Origin of the sequence: Saccharospirillum salsuginis (assembly GCF_014651855.1) — a bacterium.
In the GTDB taxonomy this organism is placed as follows: domain Bacteria; phylum Pseudomonadota; class Gammaproteobacteria; order Pseudomonadales; family Natronospirillaceae; genus Saccharospirillum; species Saccharospirillum salsuginis.
Genome location: NZ_BMXR01000004.1, coordinates 389,439 through 406,263, shown reverse-complemented (window position 1 = coordinate 406,263; position 16,825 = coordinate 389,439). Strand labels below are relative to the sequence as shown.

15 protein-coding genes are annotated in these 16,825 nt (G+C 60.8%); 8 read left to right on the top strand and 7 right to left on the bottom strand.

Translation table 11 applies throughout. From position 1 onward, the window contains the following. Positions 1-2: 2 nt before the first annotated feature. From lolA to cysG, 5 genes are all read left to right on the top strand, one after another. Complete coding sequence (gene lolA, locus IE111_RS10330) at positions 3-629, top strand: outer membrane lipoprotein periplasmic chaperone LolA (protein ID WP_189608469.1); 627 nt, start codon at positions 3-5, stop codon at positions 627-629. Between the two features lie 14 nt (positions 630-643). Beyond that, complete coding sequence (locus IE111_RS10325; RefSeq protein WP_189608468.1) at positions 644-1,969, top strand: replication-associated recombination protein A; 1,326 nt, start codon at positions 644-646, stop codon at positions 1,967-1,969. Continuing rightward, positions 1,966-2,358: a fluoride efflux transporter CrcB gene (gene crcB, locus IE111_RS10320; RefSeq protein ID WP_189608467.1), complete on the top strand. Its 393-nt coding sequence runs from the start codon at positions 1,966-1,968 to the stop codon at positions 2,356-2,358. The genes IE111_RS10325 and crcB overlap by 4 nt, the downstream gene beginning before the upstream one ends. Before the next feature lie 169 nt (positions 2,359-2,527). Further along, positions 2,528-3,832: a serine--tRNA ligase gene (gene serS, locus IE111_RS10315; RefSeq protein WP_189608466.1), complete on the top strand. Its 1,305-nt coding sequence runs from the start codon at positions 2,528-2,530 to the stop codon at positions 3,830-3,832. A gap of 301 nt (positions 3,833-4,133) precedes the next feature. Next, positions 4,134-5,516, top strand: coding sequence for a siroheme synthase CysG (cysG, locus tag IE111_RS10310; RefSeq protein ID WP_189608465.1), 1,383 nt, complete (start codon positions 4,134-4,136; stop codon positions 5,514-5,516). Positions 5,517-5,584: 68 nt separating this feature from the next. On the opposite strand, the gene IE111_RS10305 is transcribed toward cysG, so the two are convergent. Beyond that, complete coding sequence (locus tag IE111_RS10305; protein ID WP_189608464.1) at positions 5,585-6,025, bottom strand: host attachment protein; 441 nt, start codon at positions 6,023-6,025, stop codon at positions 5,585-5,587. A gap of 290 nt (positions 6,026-6,315) precedes the next feature. Between IE111_RS10305 and glgC the strand changes: the two genes are divergently transcribed. Next, complete coding sequence (gene glgC, locus IE111_RS10300; protein ID WP_189608463.1) at positions 6,316-7,605, top strand: glucose-1-phosphate adenylyltransferase; 1,290 nt, start codon at positions 6,316-6,318, stop codon at positions 7,603-7,605. A gap of 261 nt (positions 7,606-7,866) precedes the next feature. Further along, the gene (locus tag IE111_RS10295) at positions 7,867-8,910 is read left to right on the top strand and encodes a hypothetical protein (protein WP_189608462.1); all 1,044 of its coding nucleotides are present in this window, start codon (positions 7,867-7,869) and stop codon (positions 8,908-8,910) included. Between the two features lie 16 nt (positions 8,911-8,926). On the opposite strand, the gene IE111_RS10290 is transcribed toward IE111_RS10295, so the two are convergent. Next, positions 8,927-9,916, bottom strand: a complete 990-nt coding sequence (locus IE111_RS10290) for a ribose-phosphate diphosphokinase (RefSeq protein WP_189608461.1) — start codon at positions 9,914-9,916, stop codon at positions 8,927-8,929. Positions 9,917-10,070: 154 nt separating this feature from the next. On the opposite strand from IE111_RS10290, the gene IE111_RS10285 reads away from it, so the two are divergent. Beyond that, positions 10,071-10,634: a nicotinamidase gene (locus tag IE111_RS10285; protein WP_189608460.1), complete on the top strand. Its 564-nt coding sequence runs from the start codon at positions 10,071-10,073 to the stop codon at positions 10,632-10,634. Positions 10,635-10,640: 6 nt separating this feature from the next. Here the strand turns inward: IE111_RS10285 and IE111_RS10280 are convergent, their stop codons facing one another. From IE111_RS10280 to acsA, 5 genes are read right to left on the bottom strand one after another with little or no spacing between them, the layout of a single operon-like run. After that, positions 10,641-11,291: a phosphoribosyltransferase gene (locus IE111_RS10280; protein WP_189608459.1), complete on the bottom strand. Its 651-nt coding sequence runs from the start codon at positions 11,289-11,291 to the stop codon at positions 10,641-10,643. Between the two features lie 37 nt (positions 11,292-11,328). Beyond that, positions 11,329-11,574 carry an acyl carrier protein gene (locus IE111_RS10275; RefSeq protein ID WP_189608458.1) on the bottom strand — a complete coding sequence of 82 codons (246 nt, stop codon included), beginning with the start codon at positions 11,572-11,574 and terminating at the stop codon, positions 11,329-11,331. After that, positions 11,571-12,818 (bottom strand): dihydrolipoamide acetyltransferase family protein, encoded by a 1,248-nt coding sequence (locus tag IE111_RS10270; RefSeq protein ID WP_189608457.1) that lies wholly within the window; start codon positions 12,816-12,818, stop codon positions 11,571-11,573. Before IE111_RS10270 ends, IE111_RS10275 begins: the two co-directional genes overlap by 4 nt. Next, positions 12,815-14,848, bottom strand: coding sequence for a pyruvate dehydrogenase (acetyl-transferring) E1 component subunit alpha (gene pdhA / locus IE111_RS10265; RefSeq protein ID WP_189608456.1), 2,034 nt, complete (start codon positions 14,846-14,848; stop codon positions 12,815-12,817). Before pdhA ends, IE111_RS10270 begins: the two co-directional genes overlap by 4 nt. Next, entirely contained in the window at positions 14,845-16,614 is a 1,770-nt protein-coding gene (gene acsA, locus IE111_RS10260) for an acetate--CoA ligase (protein WP_189608455.1), read from the bottom strand. The genes pdhA and acsA overlap by 4 nt, the downstream gene beginning before the upstream one ends. Positions 16,615-16,825 lie beyond the last annotated feature (211 nt).

Sequence of the window (16,825 nt, the reverse complement as noted above, 5' to 3'; positions counted from 1 at the left end):
TCATGCTGAAACGTTTTACACTCGCGCTGGCGATGGCCGGCGCGCTGGTCACCCAGGCCCAGGCCGACGAAGCCGCGCGTGAGCGACTGATCGACCGGCTCGCCGCCACGGCGACCCTGACCGCCGACTTCACCCAGGAAACCTACGGCGATGGCGAGCTGAGCCAGGAGAAATCCGAAGGCCACATGAAGGTGGCGCGGCCGCTGAAGTTCGCCTGGCTGGTTAACCAACCCTATGAACAGCAGGTGATTTCCGACGGCGAAACGCTCTGGGTGTACGACCCGGATCTGGAGCAGGCCACCTACCAGCCGGTCGGGGATCAGATCCAGCGTTCCCCGGCGATGATCCTGGCGCAGCCGGAATCGACCCTGAATAACGATTACGACGTGATGGAGGCCGGTGACGACGCCCTGACCGCCTACCGGCTGTTCCCGACCGACGAAGACGCGGTTTTCAACCAAATGACCTTGATGTTCGAACAAGGCGAGATTCGGGAAATTCGTTTGAAAGACAACCTGGGTCAAACCACACTGATCACGTTCAGTAATGTCAAAACCGGCGTCGAGATCGATCCCGCCGAGTTCGACTTCACGCCGCCTCCGGGCACGGACGTGTTCGAGCAAATGTAGCGGTCGGCGTCGTCATGGATCTCTTCGAACCCCGCGGTAACCCCTATCAACCTCTGGCCGAACGCTTGCGACCGGCCACGCTGGATGAATACGTCGGCCAGGATCATCTCCTGGGGCCGGGCCAGCCGTTGCGCCGGGCCATCGAGCAGGACCAGCTGCATTCGATGATTTTCTGGGGGCCGCCCGGCGTCGGCAAGACCACGCTGGCCCGGTTACTGGCGCACTCCACGGCCAGTCGTTTCGAACCGCTGTCGGCCGTGCAGAGCGGTGTGAAGGACATCAAGGCCGCTGCTGAACGCGCCAGACAGGGCGCGGCCGAAGGCAAGCGCACGCTGTTGTTCGTCGATGAAGTGCATCGCTTCAACAAGGCCCAACAGGACGCTTTTCTGCCCTATGTCGAGGACGGCACCTTCATCTTCGTCGGCGCCACCACCGAAAACCCCAGTTTCGAACTGAACGCGGCGCTGTTATCCCGGGCGCGTGTTTACCCGCTGAAAGCCCTGAGTGACGAGGACATGGCAAAACTCCTGGCCCAGGCGCGTCAGGGCGACCCCAATGTCGCCCGACTCACGATTCCCGACCCGGTGCAACACACCCTGTTCGGACTGGCGGATGGCGATGCCCGCCGACTGTTGAACCTGCTGGAGCTGTCGGCCGATCTCTATGCCGACGACCCGGACGGCCTGACGGCCGAGCGCCTTGGTCAAATGACACAGGGACAGCGCCGGCGCTTCGACAAGGGCGGCGACGCCTTTTACGATCAGATTTCCGCCATGCACAAGAGCGTACGCGGCTCTTCGCCGGATGGCGCCCTGTACTGGATGTGCCGCATGCTCGATGGCGGTTGCGACCCCATGTACATCGCTCGTCGCCTGGTTCGAATGGCCTCCGAAGACATCGGCAACGCCGACCCGCGCGCGCTGACCATCGCTATGGACGCCTGGCAGGTCCAGGAACGCCTGGGCAGCCCCGAAGGCGAATTGTCGCTCGCCCACGCCTGTGTCTATCTGGCCTGCGCACCGAAGAGCAACGCGGTATACACCGCCTACAACAAGATGATGGATCTGGTGCGCTCGCAGAAGAGCTACGAAGTACCGGTGCATTTACGCAACGCACCGACCAAACTGATGAAGGAACTGGGCTACGGATCCGAATACCGTTATGCCCACGACGAGCCTCACGGCTATGCAGCCGGCGAACACTATCTGCCGGAGGAAGTCGGCGACCGAACCTTTTATCACCCTGTCGATCGAGGCCTGGAAAAGAAAATCCGCGAAAAACTGGCCTTTCTGCATCAATTGGACGAACAGGCCCGCAACGACTCGGGGAATCATTCATGAGCATCGGTCTTGGACACTGGCTGGCCGTCGCACTCGGCGGCGGCCTTGGCGCCATGGGGCGCCTCTGGGTGGTTCATCAAGTGAATCGGTTGCAAGGCGGTCATTTTCCCTGGGGCACCCTGACCGTCAACGCGGTCGGCAGTTTTATCATCGGCCTGGCGTTTGTTTTCTTCGCGATTAAACACACCGACCTGTCGAGCGGCTGGCGCAGCTTTTTGATCGTCGGTGTGCTCGGCGCGTTTACCACCTTCTCCAGTTTCGCGTTGGAAAGCCTCGTATTGCTGCAGGAACATCATTACCTGTCCGCCGCGCTGTATATGGCCGGCAGTGTTTTGATCTGCCTGATGGCCGTGGCACTGGGCTTCGGGGCCGGGAAACTGATATTCTAATACGTTCTCACGGGGTGGTGGGCGGTGCCCACCCTACGACATAGTTCATCCGTAGGGTGGGACGGTCCGACGTTTCGGTCGCCCACCACCTCTTGAATCAACCACGGTCCTCACCCCGTGGCTATACACCCACACGTACCAACACATTCAACACAGGACTTGTATTCCAATGCTGGACATCAAACGTCTAAGACAGGACACCGACGCGCTCGCCCAACAACTGAAGGTCAAGGGGTTTTCCCTGGACGTTTCCGCGTTTGAGTCCCTGGAATCGAGTCGCAAGCAGTTGCAGGTCGAGACCGAGCAGTTGCAGGCCGAGCGCAAAAAAGCCTCGAAACAGATCGGTCAGTTGATCGGGCAGGGCATGTCCGTCGACGACGCCAAGGCCGAAGTGCAGAAAACACTGGACACCATCGCCGAACAACTCGACAGCAAAGAGACCGAGTTGAAGCGCATCCAGGCCGACCTGAACGACTTTCTGCAGGGCATTCCCAACGTGCCGGATGCGGCCGTGCCGGAGGGCGATGACGAAGAGGACAACCTCGAAATCAGCCGCTGGGGTGAACCGCGTCAATTCGATTTCGAGGTCCGGGACCATGTCGATGTCGGTGCCGCCATCGGCGGGCTGGACTTCGAACGCGCCGCCAAACTCACCGGCAGCCGGTTTGCCGTCATGCAGGGCGGCATCGCGCGTCTGCATCGCGCCCTGGCGCAGTTCATGCTCGACGTTCACACACGTGAACACGGCTACCTGGAAACCAATGTGCCGTTCATCGTTAACCAGGATTCCCTCTACGGCACCGGACAACTCCCGAAGTTCGAGGAAGACTTGTTCAAGCTGAACCACGACGGAGAGCTCGACTATTACCTGATTCCGACGTCCGAAGTGCCGCTGACCAACCTACTGCGCGATGAAATCGCCGATGCCGACGATGTACCGTTCAAATTCGCGGCCCATACGGCGTGCTTCCGGTCCGAAGCCGGCAGTTACGGCCGGGATGTGCGCGGCATGATTCGCCAGCACCAGTTCGAAAAAGTCGAACTGGTGCACCTCGTCCGTCCCGAGGATTCCATGGACGCGCTCGAGGAACTGGTCGGTCATGCCGAAGTGATTTTGCAGCGGCTCGAACTGCCGTATCGCAAGGTTCTGTTGTGCGGCGGCGACCTCGGTTTCGGCGCCGCCAAAACCTACGACCTCGAAGTCTGGCTGCCGGCGCAGAACACCTACCGGGAAATCTCCTCCTGCTCCAACATGACCGACTTCCAGGCCCGTCGCATGCAGGCGCGCTATCGCAACCCGGAAACCAACAAACCCGAGTTGCTGCACACCCTGAACGGCTCCGGCCTGGCGGTCGGGCGCACCCTGGTGGCGATCCTGGAGAACTACCAACAGAAGGATGGAAGTGTCGAAGTACCCAAGGTGCTTCAACAGTACATGGGTAGCCAGACAATTCTCGAAGGAGAGAAGAAGTAACGTTGATCTCGACTGACTAGCGTAGGGTGGCCGGGGTTCCCATTTGGGGATATCTGAGGCATGGATGCCGAAGTTAAGCCCCCATGGACGGGTTTACGGCGGCCCCAAATGGGAACCCCGGCCAACCTTCGCGGTTTGAACCACCGTAAGTTGTTAGCCGGCGTGATGTCGGCGCTTTCAACTACCCAACGACGGGTTTCCATCAACACTGAGCGCGGTGTTGTTCGGCCTCGTCGTTGAACTATCATCCTTCTCGAAGCCAGCACCAATACCCCGCTCACCCAAACAAAAGGGCATGGCCGTGCATTATTTCCCCCTGTTCCACAAACTGACGGGTAAAACCATCCTGGTTGTCGGCGGTGGCGACATCGCACTGCGTAAAATCACACTGCTGAAACGCGCCGGGTGCAAGGTCCGTGTGGTTGCGCCCAGCATTCTGCAGGCCATCGAGAGCGACCCGGCCTGTCACTGCGAATACCGTGAATTCCAGCCGGACGACGTTCAGGGCATGGCCCTGGTGGTCAGCGCCACCGACATCGAAAGCGTCAATAAAATCGTCAGTGAATGCGCCCGCAAGGCTGGCGTGCTGGTCAACGTGGTCGACTCTCCCGAACTGTGCGACGTGATCTTTCCGTCCATCATCGACCGGGATCCACTGATCATCGGCATAACTTCCAGTGGACAGGCGCCGGTGCTGGCGCGGTCCATCCGCGCCAAACTCGAAAGCACCATTCCAGCCAGTTACGGCCACCTGGCGAAGCTCGCGTCGCGCTTTCGTGAACGCGTAAAACAGCGCTTCCGGAAAATGGACGATCGACGCTACTTTTGGGAAAAAGTGCTCAACGGCACGGTCGCCGAACACGTCTACGCCGGCCGGAACGAACAGGCCGAACACGAACTGGAACGGTTGCTCGAGAATACGAGCTTCGAACAAACCGGCGAGGTGTACCTGGTGGGCGCCGGTCCCGGCGATCCGGACCTGCTGACCTTCAAGGCCCTGCGTTTGATGCAACAGGCCGATGTGGTGCTGTACGATCGCCTGGTGTCCGAACCGATTCTGGATCTGGTGCGCCGCGATGCCGAACGCATTTATGTGGGTAAGCAACGCTCCGATCACGCCGTCCCGCAAACGGACATCAACCGACGATTGCTGGACCTGGCCCTGGAAGGCAAGCGGGTTTTGCGTCTGAAAGGCGGTGATCCGTTCATTTTCGGACGCGGCGGGGAAGAGATCGATTTGCTCGCCGAACACGGCGTACCCTTTCAGGTGGTACCCGGCATTACGGCGGCCTCCGGGTGTGCCTGCTACACCGGAATTCCGCTGACTCATCGGGACCACGCCCAGTCCGTACGATTCGTCACCGGTCATTTAAAGGATGGCAGTCTGGATCTGCCGTGGTCCGAGCTGGCCAGCCCGCAGCAGACCGTCGTGTTTTACATGGGCCTGCAAGGGCTGCCGAAGATCTGCACTAAATTGATCCAGCATGGACGGGCACCGGACACACCCATCGCCCTGGTGCAAAAAGGCACCACGCCGGATCAACGGGTCTGGGTCGGTACACTGGCCACCATGCCGGACCTGATCAGGCACGACCCGCCGCAGGCGCCCACGCTGACCATCGTCGGTGAAGTCGTCACCTTGCATGAGCGCCTGAATTGGGCCGGCGCCGTGACCGATCCATAAAAGTCGAGCGTGTCGGCACAGACCCCGGGGCCATCGTCAGCGCCCCGGAGTGTACCGACAGGTTCAGGTCACACCATCGGCAACAACCGTTTCGGCAGTTGCGCGCGGATGTCCGATACCGAATGGGTGACCAGGTTCTTGTGGATTTCCGCCTTAATGGTCTCGCACACCTTGGGGCTCAGTTCTTGACGAACCAGGCCCAGGAAAGACGGGCTGCAGATCAGATACAGGGTGTTGAACCGGTTTTCGTGATACGCCTTCTCCAGGTGGCCGGCCAGCTCGGCGGCGAAGCGCTCCTGCTCGTGCTTCTTGGCGCTGGGCTGCTCGTAGGATTCGGTTTGAAGTGCCGCGCTGTTGCGGGAAAGTCCCTGACGATCCGTTATAAGGTCGCGTTCGTGCAGGCGATTGTAGGGGTTGACCAAAGTTTCGATTTCCTCGAATTCTTCGATCGAGCTGGATGCAAACAGGCGGGCATTGCCTCCGTTTGCGACAACGACCCAGGCGGTCATATAGAACCTCCTTTATGGCATTGAATGGTATCCCGAGGCTGGGGAATGCAGCTTGAGTCACATTCCTTACAGCGTTCACCCAGGCTGCGGCCCGAGTGACGGAAGAGCCTTCGCCTATCCATCATAGTTTGTTTGAAAATCCTCGTTTCAAGCATGACGCAGATCAATGCGGCGACTATGCTGTGCTGGCATTTTAGCCAGTAAACCTGCCTAGGCCTGACACAGACCTGCTGTAGGCAATCCGTCCAAATCTTAAACAGGGTTAGACCACCTTGGGGGGATTCATCGACATGCAGGTACGCAACCGACATCGTTTGACCAGAGAGTTGACCGAGAACAGCCTCGCTCTGATTCTGGCCGGAGGAAACGGTTCCCGACTTAAGCACCTCACCCGCTGGCATGCCAAGCCGGCCATCCCGTTCGGCGGAACCTACCGAACGATCGATTTTTCACTGTCCAACTGCCTGCACTCGGGGATACGGCGCATTGGAATCCTGACGCAGTACAAATCCTACTCACTGAACCGTCACATCCAGCGCGGCTGGAATTTCCTGAACAACGGCATGGGCGAATTCATCGACCTGTTGCCGGCCCAGAAGCGGTTGGGTGAAGGGTGGTACAGTGGCACCGCCGACGCGATTTACCAGAATCTGGACATCATCGAGGAACACGCGCCGCAATTCGTGGTCGTGCTTGCCGGCGATCACGTTTACAAAATGGACTACGGTGACCTGCTGGAACAGCACGTCGAGTCCGGCGCGGAAATGACAGTGGGCTGTGTTCCGGTCGACATCAAGACCGCTCGCGGCTTGGGTGTCATGGCTGTGGACCGGCAAAACCGCGTATTCGCGTTCGAGGAAAAACCGGAGCACCCGAGACCCATGCCCGGCGATTCGAGCCTGGCTTTGGCCTCCATGGGCATCTACGTATTCAATACCGAATTTTTACGCACACAGTTGATTCGGGATGCACGCGACAACCAATCGAGTCATGATTTCGGCAAGGACATCATTCCCCGCCTGGTCGATCAATATCCGATCCACGCCTACGCTTTCACCGATGACAACGGGGAGCCCGCCTATTGGCGCGACGTGGGCACGGTGGATCATTATTGGCAGGCCAATATGGAATTGCTGGGACGAAACCCGGCGCTGGACGTCCATGATCGCTATTGGCCCATCTGGACGTACCAGGAGCAATTACCGCCGGCCAAGTTCCTGTTCGACGCACAGCGGGGTTGTCAGGGGCTATCGGTGAACTCCATCGTCAGTAATGGCTGTCTGCTGGATGGTGCGTCGGTCCGCAACAGCATCCTGTTCAACGATGTCATCGCCGATACCGGCACGGTGATCAGCGATTCGCTGATTCTTCCCGGCGCCCGGATCGGCAAGGACTGTCGACTGAACCGGGTCATCGTCGACCAGCGGTGTGTGATACCGGACGGCACCACCATCGGGGTCGACCCCCACCTGGACGCCATTCGTTACCACCTCTCGACCGGAGGCATCACTCTGGTCTCCGATTCGGGACAGACGTCCAACCTCGGTCGCGACCGGCAACGGATAACGGCGGTCGCCTGACCAGCTACTTCGCGGGGATGGACACCAGTCCATCGTCCCCGCACACCTCTTTCCATAAACAGCCTTGATACGCTTTTGCCACAGGTCAGGTTGAAGCTGCCCTGGCCGATATTTATTGCAATCATTCAATACGTTGTCCGAAGAAAGGACTAGACTAATACCCAGTGCAACAGCATGCATTCAAACTGTCCTGTGTAACGCCCGGAAGAATCAAAACATCAGGGATGAGGAGAACAAAAACACCACCGTACCGGAGATGTAATGAGAGGACGGACCGACAACAGCCTGTTCGAAGGGGTATTTCCAAGCCTCGCGGAGAAAGTCAGATTCCTGTCGACCCCGGGGCACTACCCGGGATACCCCTCCCGGGTCCAGGTTGTGCAAACGCACATGTCCTATGTGTTCCTGACCTCCCGCGATGTCTACAAGTTGAAAAAACCGGTCCATAACCACTATTTCGATTTCCGCACCCTGGACGCGCGACGCCGTAATTGTGAAGCGGAAATGCAACTCAACCGGCGTTTGGCGCCGATGACCTACCTCGGCCTGGTCTCGCTCAACCGGCTCGATTCCACAACCTTGCAGTTGGGGGGCAAGGGGCGGGTGGCCGAATGGCTGGTCCACATGCGCCGCCTGCCCACCGAGCAGATGCTCGAAAACCTGATTCGTAACCGTCAACTGACACCGGACCGCATCGATCTGTTGGGCCGGGTTCTGGTCGACTTTTATCGCCGTGCCGCGCCGGTCGACATTACGCCGGAAGACTACCGCTTTCGGTACCAGGGTTACGTCGAGACCAACATTCAGGACTTGCGTGATCCGCTCTTCGATCTGCCCGGTCATCGACTCGACGGCTTGGCCGGTCGGTTGCAGCGATATTTGTCGCTGCGCGGGCTTTACGGTCTGGAACCCAGGGCAGGGCGGGTCGTGGAGGCACACGGCGATTTGCGGCCGGAGCACATCTGTTACACCCATCCACCGGCGATCATCGACTGTCTGGAATTCAGCCGGGAATTGCGCAGTCTCGACCCGGTCGAGGAACTCAGTTTCCTCGCCATCGAATGCGAACGGCTCCAGGCGGGCCTGGTCGGCGAGCGGCTATTGCAACTCTACGGTCGGCTGACCGAAGACATGGTGCCGGATTCGCTGATTTACTTTTACAAAGCCTACCGCTGCTTGCTGCGCGCCAAACTCTCCGCCAGGCATTTGTTGGACGATGGCGTCAAAAAACCGGAACACTGGCTGGAACGCACCGGGGACTATCTGGAGCGGGCGGAGCATTACGCCGCCCAATTGGAGCTGTAAACGAATTCTCAGCCCATCACCCCTTCAAGGCCTCATCAATCTCCCGTCCCCGATGGCTGTGCTCAATCGCACGGGCAATCTGCCCGGATACATCCAACACCGTCAGCTTGTCCCGCGCCTTGCCGTCGCCCAGCCGCCAGGGCGGCAGGCTGTTGCTGACGATGATGTGCTCGATCTCCGGGGTCGCCAGAACCGTCGCGGACTGATCGGAAAACACACCATGGGTCGCGCAGGCGATGATCTTCAGCGCTCCGGCCTGGCGATAGGCTTCGGCGGCACGGGCCAAGGTACCGCCACTGGCGATCAGGTCGTCGATCAGCACAACGGTGCGATCCTTGAGATCGCCGGCGATCAACTCGCCGCTGACCGCTCCCCGGCTGCGATGTTTCTCCATGAAGGCGAGACCGACCGGGCGATCGAGGGTGTTTTCCAGCGCTTCGCGCAGCGGATTGGCGCGCTTGATGCCGCCCACATCCGGTGAGGCGACGGTGACGTCCGCGTGACGCAGGGAGGGCTCCAGGTGTTCGATCAGAGTGTTGCGCCAACTCAGATGCAAGGCCGGCCGGCGGAAGGCATTCTGATAGGCGGCCAGGTCGTGGACGTCCATTGTCATCACCTGGTCGACATTCATGGCTTCGATCATTTGCGCGAGGTACCGCAGCGAGAGCGGGTCGAGCGCCTTGGTCCGACGGTCCTTGCGCGCGTAGGCGAGGTAGGGACAGACCAGAGTCAACCGGCCAGCGCCGGCATCGCGCAGGGCGCCGAGCAGAAAACACAGACGAATCAGTTTGTCGTTGACGCTGAGGTTGGGGTCGCCGTGCAGCGATTGCACGACATAGACGTCGTTGCCGCGAACGTTTTCCAGCGGCCGGATCTTGTGCTCGCCGTCCTCGAAATCACGTTCTTCATGCCGGGCCGGCACAGTGCCCAGGTGTCGGGCGACGCGCTCGGCGAACGCCCGGTCGGCGTCCAGGCTGAACAGTTGCACAGTGTTTGGCGTGGCCATAATGCCTCCCGTGGGACGCTTGCCCCTTGAATCCGCGAATTTGCCTATCATCTAACACACCAGAGCATTGAAACGGGTCGGATCCGGATGCCCCGGAGCCTGCCATACCCGAAGATCTCCACAACGTATCCATGAGTGATACAGGAGGTTCGCCATGAATCCCGATACTCTGTTGCAAGACCATGACGCCTTGCTGCTGGTGGATGTCCAGAACGACTTCTGCCCCGGCGGCAGCCTGGCGGTGCCTAAAGGCGACACGATCATACCGTTGCTGAATGACTGGATCGTTTCGGCACGCAGGAACGGAAACCCGATCATCGCATCTCGCGACTGGCATCCGGTCGAGCACGTCAGTTTCGATATGCGGGGCGGGCCCTGGCCGGTTCACTGTGTACAGGACACCAAAGGCGCCGAGTTCCATCCGGATCTGGACATCGACAACAGGGTGGTGCGCGTCAGCAAAGGCACGCACTTCGACCAGGACGCCTATTCGGCGTTCGACAGCACCGGTCTTGGTACCTATCTGCGCCGCGCCAACATCCAGCGGCTCTGGGTCGGCGGCCTGGCACAGGATGTCTGCGTGCTCGCCACCGTGCTCGACGGTATGAAAGAGGGCTTCGAGATGCACCTGATCCGGGCCGCCACGCGGCCGGTCGATGAGGCGCAGGGCGAGGACGCCCTGAACCGGATGAAAGACGCCGGGGCGATTTTGGACTGACACGGTTCAGGACCAGGCCCGATTCAGCAGTTCCCGAACCTCGTCGTCCGAGGTCTGATTGAAGTCGACGTACCAGGCGCCGATGGCATTCATCATGTCCGGCGCCAGCACGCAGACGACGTCATCGGCCAGGTCTCGGAGGGCCGACAACGTTTCCGGCGGCGCCACCGGGACCGCCACGGTGATGTCGGCCGGTTTTCGGCTGCGCACGCCCTGAACCGCCGCTTTCATGGTGGCGCCGGTGGCGATGCCGTCGTCGACGATAATGACGCGACGACCCTGGATGGTCGGCATCGGCCGATCCCCGCGATAAGCCGTTTCACGGCGTTTCAGTTCCTTTTCCTCGTCCTGCTGCACCTGATCGATGCTCGCCTCACTGACGCCGCTGCCGCGCACAACGTCCTCGTTTAAAATGCGAATACCGCCGCTCGCGATGGCGCCCATTGCCAATTCCGAGTGCCAGGGCAGGCCGAGTTTGCGCACCACCATCAAATCCAGTTCGGCGCCCAGTTTTTGCGCGACTTCGAATGCCACGGGCACCCCGCCGCGCGGCAGGGCGAGGACCAGGAAATAGTCGTCTTTGTCGGGTTCGAGTCTGTCCAGCACGGCCTGGGCCAGCTCCTGGCCCGCTGAGACCCTGTTTTTAAAGGCTCTCATGGGTTAGCTCCTGCCAGATCGTTTGTGTGTGCGCGCCTCAGGTTAGTCGAGGTTCCAGATAGGTCACAAGTTCCCCGAGCGTTTGCAATTTGGCGAAGTCGGCTTCCGGTATGTTGACGCCGAGAGACTTGTGGATTTCGGCGGCCAGATTGAACGAGTCCATCGAATCCAGATCATAATCGTCGCGCAGGCTGGCGTCGTCGCTCACCTCTTCGGGTGAAAGATCCGGCGCGATATCGACGATGGCTTCGATCAGGGCGGTGCGTAACTCATTACGGTTCATGGTGTCGTTTCCTTTTGCCGGGGTTGAACGGACGGGGTCCGGTCGAGTTGATCGGGGTGTTGCAAGAGTTCGGCGATACGGGCGAGAAAGAGACCGCCGCGATGACCGTCGCTGACCCGGTGATCAGCGGCCAGGGTCGCCTGCATCACCGGCCGGACGGCCAGGGCGTCGCCCACCGCCCACGGCTTCGGTGTCACTTTACCAAAGCCGAGGATGGCGACCTGGGGCGGATAGATCACCCCGTAGACGGATTCCACGCCGCGCTCGCCCAAAGCGGTGATGGTCAGGGTGGCGTTGGTCATTTCCGAGCTGCGCAACCCGCCTCGCCGGGCGCGCCGGGTCAGGTCCTGAAGCCGGGCCATCAGGTCGGCGAGCGAGCCCTGATCGGCGTTCAACAGGGCCGGCGTGATCAGCCCGATGCCCCTCAGGTTAATGGCGATCCCGGGATGCACGGCGTCGCTGGGCTCGAAATATCCGTCCCGATGGAAACCGTTCATCTCGGGGAATTCCCGGGCCGCCAGGGCCACAGCCCGGAACACGAGTACGGACATCAACAGTCGTTGTTCCGGCGGCCGGGTGGCGTTGTAGTCGGACAACCAATCGGTCGCCGTCTTCATATCGATCGACTCGGCCAGATAGTAATGCGGTATTTCGCGTTTCGAACGCGCCATGGCGGCGGCGATGGCCTTGCGCATTTCACCAGGGTCGAATCCGGTTCGGCTGGGTCTTTCCCGGGCCGGCCGATTCACGTCCGGGCGGGAGGCGAGATCGCCGGCAAGAATGGCCCCTCTTGGACCGCTGCCGCGAACCTGTTCGAGCGGGGTACCGGTATCCCGGGCCCGCTTTCGGGCCAACGGCGTCGCCAGAATACGCTCCCAGATCTGCTCGGGTTCCGGTGACGGTGTCGGCGGCGCTTTTACGGGAGGCTCGGGTTTGGCGGCCCTGGGTTTCGGCTGTTCGGGTACCGTTGGTGCCGGTTTGGGCGGGGCGGCTTCCGGCGCTCCGGTCTCGACACCGGACAACCGCGCGATGGGTTGACCGACCGGCACGACGGTATCGACCGGGACATAGAGCTCCTCGACCACGCCTTCTTCGAAGACTTCGACTTCGATGGCACCCTTGGCGGTTTCCACCACAGCGATCACGTCGCCTTTCTTGATGCGGTCACCGGGCTTCACATCCCACTCGACCAGCGTGGCCTCGTCCATATCGGCGCCCAGCGAGGGCATCAGGAAGTCGCTCATGGTCCACCTCCTATCAGACGTTTGGCGGCTTCCACAATATCATCGATTTGGGGCAGGGCGGCGATTTCCAGGTGACGGGCATACGGAATGGGAACTTCTTTACTCGCCACGCGTGCGATCGGGGCATCGAGCTCCCAAAAGGCCTGGTCCACCAACCGCGCGCTGACTTCGGCCATCATGCCGCCGGTTTGCCAGGCTTCCTCGATCAGGACCGCCCGATGGGTACGGGACAGGCTCTCGACCAGGGTGTCGATGTCCAGCGGACGCAACACCCGCAGGTCGACCACTTCCGCGTCGATGCCGTCCTTGTTCAGTGTCTCGGCCGCTTTCAGGGCCTTGTGCAGGCTGCCGCCATAGGTGATCAGGCTGACGTCCCGGCCGGGGCGGCGGATGGCCGCCCGCTCGATGTCCACGCCCTCGGGGCAGGGCGTCAGTGTACCTTTCTGGTTGTACAGCGCCGCGTGTTCGAAGATCAGCACCGGATTGGGATCATGCAGAGCGCTCCAGAGCATGTAGCGGGCGTCTTCCAGGGTTGCCGGCGTCAGCACCCGCAGGCCCGGCACATGGGCATACCAGTGTTCCAGGCTGTGTGAATGCTGGGCGGCCAGTTGCCGACCGGCTCCGGTCGCCATGCGGATCACCAGCGGGACGTTGAACTGCCCGCCGGACATGTGCAGCAGGGCGGCGGCCGTATTGACGATCTGGTCCATCGCCAACAGGCTGAAATTGACCGTCATGATCTCCACAATCGGGTGCATGCCGCCCAGCGCGGCACCGACGCCGGCGCCGGTAAACCCGTTTTCCGACAAGGGCGCATCGCGCACACGGACCGCCCCGAATTGCGCCAGCAGGTCATGGCTGACGGCGTAACAGCCACCATAGTGACCGACGTCCTCGCCCATCAGGAAGGTGCGCTCGTTGTGTTCCAGGGCTTCCTTCAAGCTGAGGTGGCAGGCTTCCCGGTAGGTCGTCTCGAACGCCTCCGGTTCAAGATTCGGCGGCGGTGGAGGGGCGGTGTCCCGGGGACGAGAGACAAAGTTGGATAACGTGTCCTCGGTCTCCCAGGTGGCGGATTCGGCAAACTGGACGGCGGCGTCGATCTCCGCCGCGACCCGTTGCTCGATGGCCTCCAGATCGCCGTCGTGCAACAGGGCATTGTGCTCCATCCACTCCTGCAACAATTTGATCGGACCTTTCTGTTTCCATTCCTCCACCTCAGACTTGTCCCGATACAACTGGGGGTCGAACATGGAGTGGGCGCGAAATCGATAGGTGTGGCATTCCAGCAAGCGGGGCCCATCGCCATTGCGAATCGAATCGATGGCGCGCTGGGCGGCGGCCTCCACATCGACGACGTTCATGCCGTCGACGGACTCCGCCTGCAGGTTGTAGCTCTGGGCTTTGGTGTACACATCGGTCTGGGACTGGGAGAGCGTCAGGGCTGTCCCCATGGCGTAATTGTTGTTCTCGCAAATGAACAACACCGGTAATTGCCACAATGCGGCCAGGTTCAGGCTCTCGTGAAAGGCGCCCTCGGCCGCCGCGCCCTCGCCGAAGAAACAGACCGTCACCCGGTCGCGTCCGGCCATCTTGTCGGCCAGTGCCAGGCCGACCGCCATGGGCAAGCCACCGCCGACGATGGCATTGCCACCGAAAAACCGGTGCTCGGCGCTGAACAAATGCATGGAACCGCCACGGCCCCGGCTGCACCCCTCGGCCTTGCCGTACATCTCGGCCATAACGCTGTTCATGCTCAGTCCGCGCAGCAGGGCATGGCCGTGTTCGCGATAGGTGGCGACCACGGCATCATCCGCGGTCAGGTGCCGGGTGACCCCGACGCCCACGGCTTCCTCACCGATATACAGGTGAAGAAAACCGCGGATCTTCTCCTGGGTGTAGAGCTCGGCGCACTTTTCCTCGAAGCGACGGATGCGAATCATGTCGCCCAGCAGTCCGAGCAGATGCTCGCGTGACACACGCAGTTTGCGACCCAGGTCGAGCTTGCCGGGTTGGGGTTGAACGGTATTCATCGGCCGCTGTCCTCCAGGGTGGATGTGTCGCCCTCTGGCAGCCCCAGCTCCCGGGCCTTCAACAGACGCCGCATGATCTTGCCACTGCGTGTCTTGGGCAGGCTCTCACGGAATTCCAGCGACTTGGGCGCTACCGCCGGGCCCAACCGTTTGCGCGCCAGGCCCATGATCTCCTTGAGTAAAGCGTCGCCGGGTTCGTAGTTCGGTTTAAGCGCAACGAACGCCTTGACCACCTCGCCGCCGATGTCATCCGGAATACCGATCACACCGGCCTCGGCCACCGCCGGATGTTCCAACAAGACGCTTTCCACCTCGAACGGCCCGATCAAATGACCGGACGACTTGATGACATCGTCGGCCCGGCCGACAAACCAGAAATAGCCGTCCTCATCCTTGAAAGCGAGGTCCCCGGTGAAATACCAATCCCCGACAAAGGCCTTCCGGTAACGCTCCTCTTCGTGCAAATAGCCCCGGAACATCGACGGCCAGCCGCTTTTCAGCACCAGCTCGCCGGTTTCGTTCGGCGCCTCGATCAGCGTCATGCCATCGTCCGTCCGATGCGCGATCGCCGCCTCGATGCCCGGCATCGGCCGGCCCATGGAGCCGGGCTTGATGTCCATACTGGCGTAATTCGCGATCATGATGCCGCCGGTCTCGGTCTGCCACCAGTTATCGTGAAACGGCAGACCCAGCGTTTCCAGGCCCCACACCACCGCCTCCGGATTCAAAGGCTCCCCGACGCTGGCCAGAAAGCGCAACGACGACAAATCGTAGCGGTCCGCCAATTCCTTACCGTATTTCATCAGCATGCGAATCGCCGTCGGCGCCGTATACCAGACCGTTACCCCCTGATCCTGCAAGGTTCCGTACCAGCGCTCGGCATCGAACTCCGCCTCGTCCACGATCATCGTGACCCCGTGGCAGAGTGGGGCGATCATCCCGTACGACGTACCTGTCACCCAACCGGGATCCGCCGTACACCAATACACATCGTCCGGATGCAGATCCAGCGCGAAGGCCGCCGTCTTCATATGCGCCACAACCGCCTCGTGCACATGCACCGCGCCCTTCGGGCGGCCGGTCGTGCCACTGGTAAAATGCAACAACGCCATATCTTCGGGTTGCATCGGCTCCGTATCGAACGTCGTCCCGCAACGCTCCAGCAACGGAGCCAGGCTCTTGGTGCGATAGGGCTCATCCTCCAACTCATCGAACAGCAGCACATAGCGCAGCGACGGCAACTCCTGAATCCACCCCGCCAGCTTCTTCCGATACAACCGCGACGTCGTCACAATCGCCGTCGCCTCGCCGATCTCCATCCGCGCCCGAATCGGCTCTGGCCCGAACGCCGAAAACAGCGGCGAAAACACGCACCCCGCCTTCAACGTACCCAGCAGCGCCATATACAAATCCGGCGTCCGGCCGCTCAAACCGTACACCCGGTCACCCTTCTTCAAACCCAGCGACGTCAACGCATTCGCAAAGCGATTCGCCCGCTCCCACAGCGCGTGATAGGTAATGTCTTCGGGCGCCGCCCCCGGCTCCTTCGACAAAAACCGCAACGCCACCCGATCTTCCGTCGGCGTACCAATATGCCGATCCAACGCCTGGTGGGCGATATTCACCTTCCCGTCACCAAGACCGGACAACTCGACCTCCGACACCGCCTCCTGCCAACTGAACGACCGACGCACCTGATCGTAACTCTCCAGATTGGGCTTCACCGGCATGGAATGCGGATCTTTGGAAATCTTCGGATAAGACATGACAGACACTCCTCGTCCGGCCCTGTCGACACCACCCCTGGCAGGCGCCCGGATTTGATTTGTTGTTGATGGACAGAATCAGTCTATTCCTCGCCGTTCACCGAGTGTTGATACACGTCAATACCCGAGTCTCACCAGAGGGGTATCCCTATTCTCTATATTCGAAAATGATAAAAAGGGGGGTGGAGAGTCGGCTTGCAGCGATGCATCG

What these genes read in the sequence shown, in the direction of transcription:
- IE111_RS10305 (WP_189608464.1), bottom strand. Translation starts at nt 6,025, where the DNA reads ATGACCGCCTGGGTCGTTGTCGCAAACGGAGGCAATGCCCGCCTGTTT.
- IE111_RS10290 (WP_189608461.1), bottom strand. Translation starts at nt 9,916, where the DNA reads ATGGCCACGCCAAACACTGTGCAACTGTTCAGCCTGGACGCCGACCGG.
- serS (WP_189608466.1), top strand. Translation starts at nt 2,528, where the DNA reads ATGCTGGACATCAAACGTCTAAGACAGGACACCGACGCGCTCGCCCAA.
- crcB (WP_189608467.1), top strand. Translation starts at nt 1,966, where the DNA reads ATGAGCATCGGTCTTGGACACTGGCTGGCCGTCGCACTCGGCGGCGGC.
- acsA (WP_189608455.1), bottom strand. Translation starts at nt 16,614, where the DNA reads ATGTCTTATCCGAAGATTTCCAAAGATCCGCATTCCATGCCGGTGAAG.
- pdhA (WP_189608456.1), bottom strand. Translation starts at nt 14,848, where the DNA reads ATGAATACCGTTCAACCCCAACCCGGCAAGCTCGACCTGGGTCGCAAA.
- IE111_RS10285 (WP_189608460.1), top strand. Translation starts at nt 10,071, where the DNA reads ATGAATCCCGATACTCTGTTGCAAGACCATGACGCCTTGCTGCTGGTG.
- lolA (WP_189608469.1), top strand. Translation starts at nt 3, where the DNA reads ATGCTGAAACGTTTTACACTCGCGCTGGCGATGGCCGGCGCGCTGGTC.
- IE111_RS10280 (WP_189608459.1), bottom strand. Translation starts at nt 11,291, where the DNA reads ATGAGAGCCTTTAAAAACAGGGTCTCAGCGGGCCAGGAGCTGGCCCAG.
- IE111_RS10270 (WP_189608457.1), bottom strand. Translation starts at nt 12,818, where the DNA reads ATGAGCGACTTCCTGATGCCCTCGCTGGGCGCCGATATGGACGAGGCC.
- IE111_RS10275 (WP_189608458.1), bottom strand. Translation starts at nt 11,574, where the DNA reads ATGAACCGTAATGAGTTACGCACCGCCCTGATCGAAGCCATCGTCGAT.
- IE111_RS10325 (WP_189608468.1), top strand. Translation starts at nt 644, where the DNA reads ATGGATCTCTTCGAACCCCGCGGTAACCCCTATCAACCTCTGGCCGAA.
- glgC (WP_189608463.1), top strand. Translation starts at nt 6,316, where the DNA reads ATGCAGGTACGCAACCGACATCGTTTGACCAGAGAGTTGACCGAGAAC.
- IE111_RS10295 (WP_189608462.1), top strand. Translation starts at nt 7,867, where the DNA reads ATGAGAGGACGGACCGACAACAGCCTGTTCGAAGGGGTATTTCCAAGC.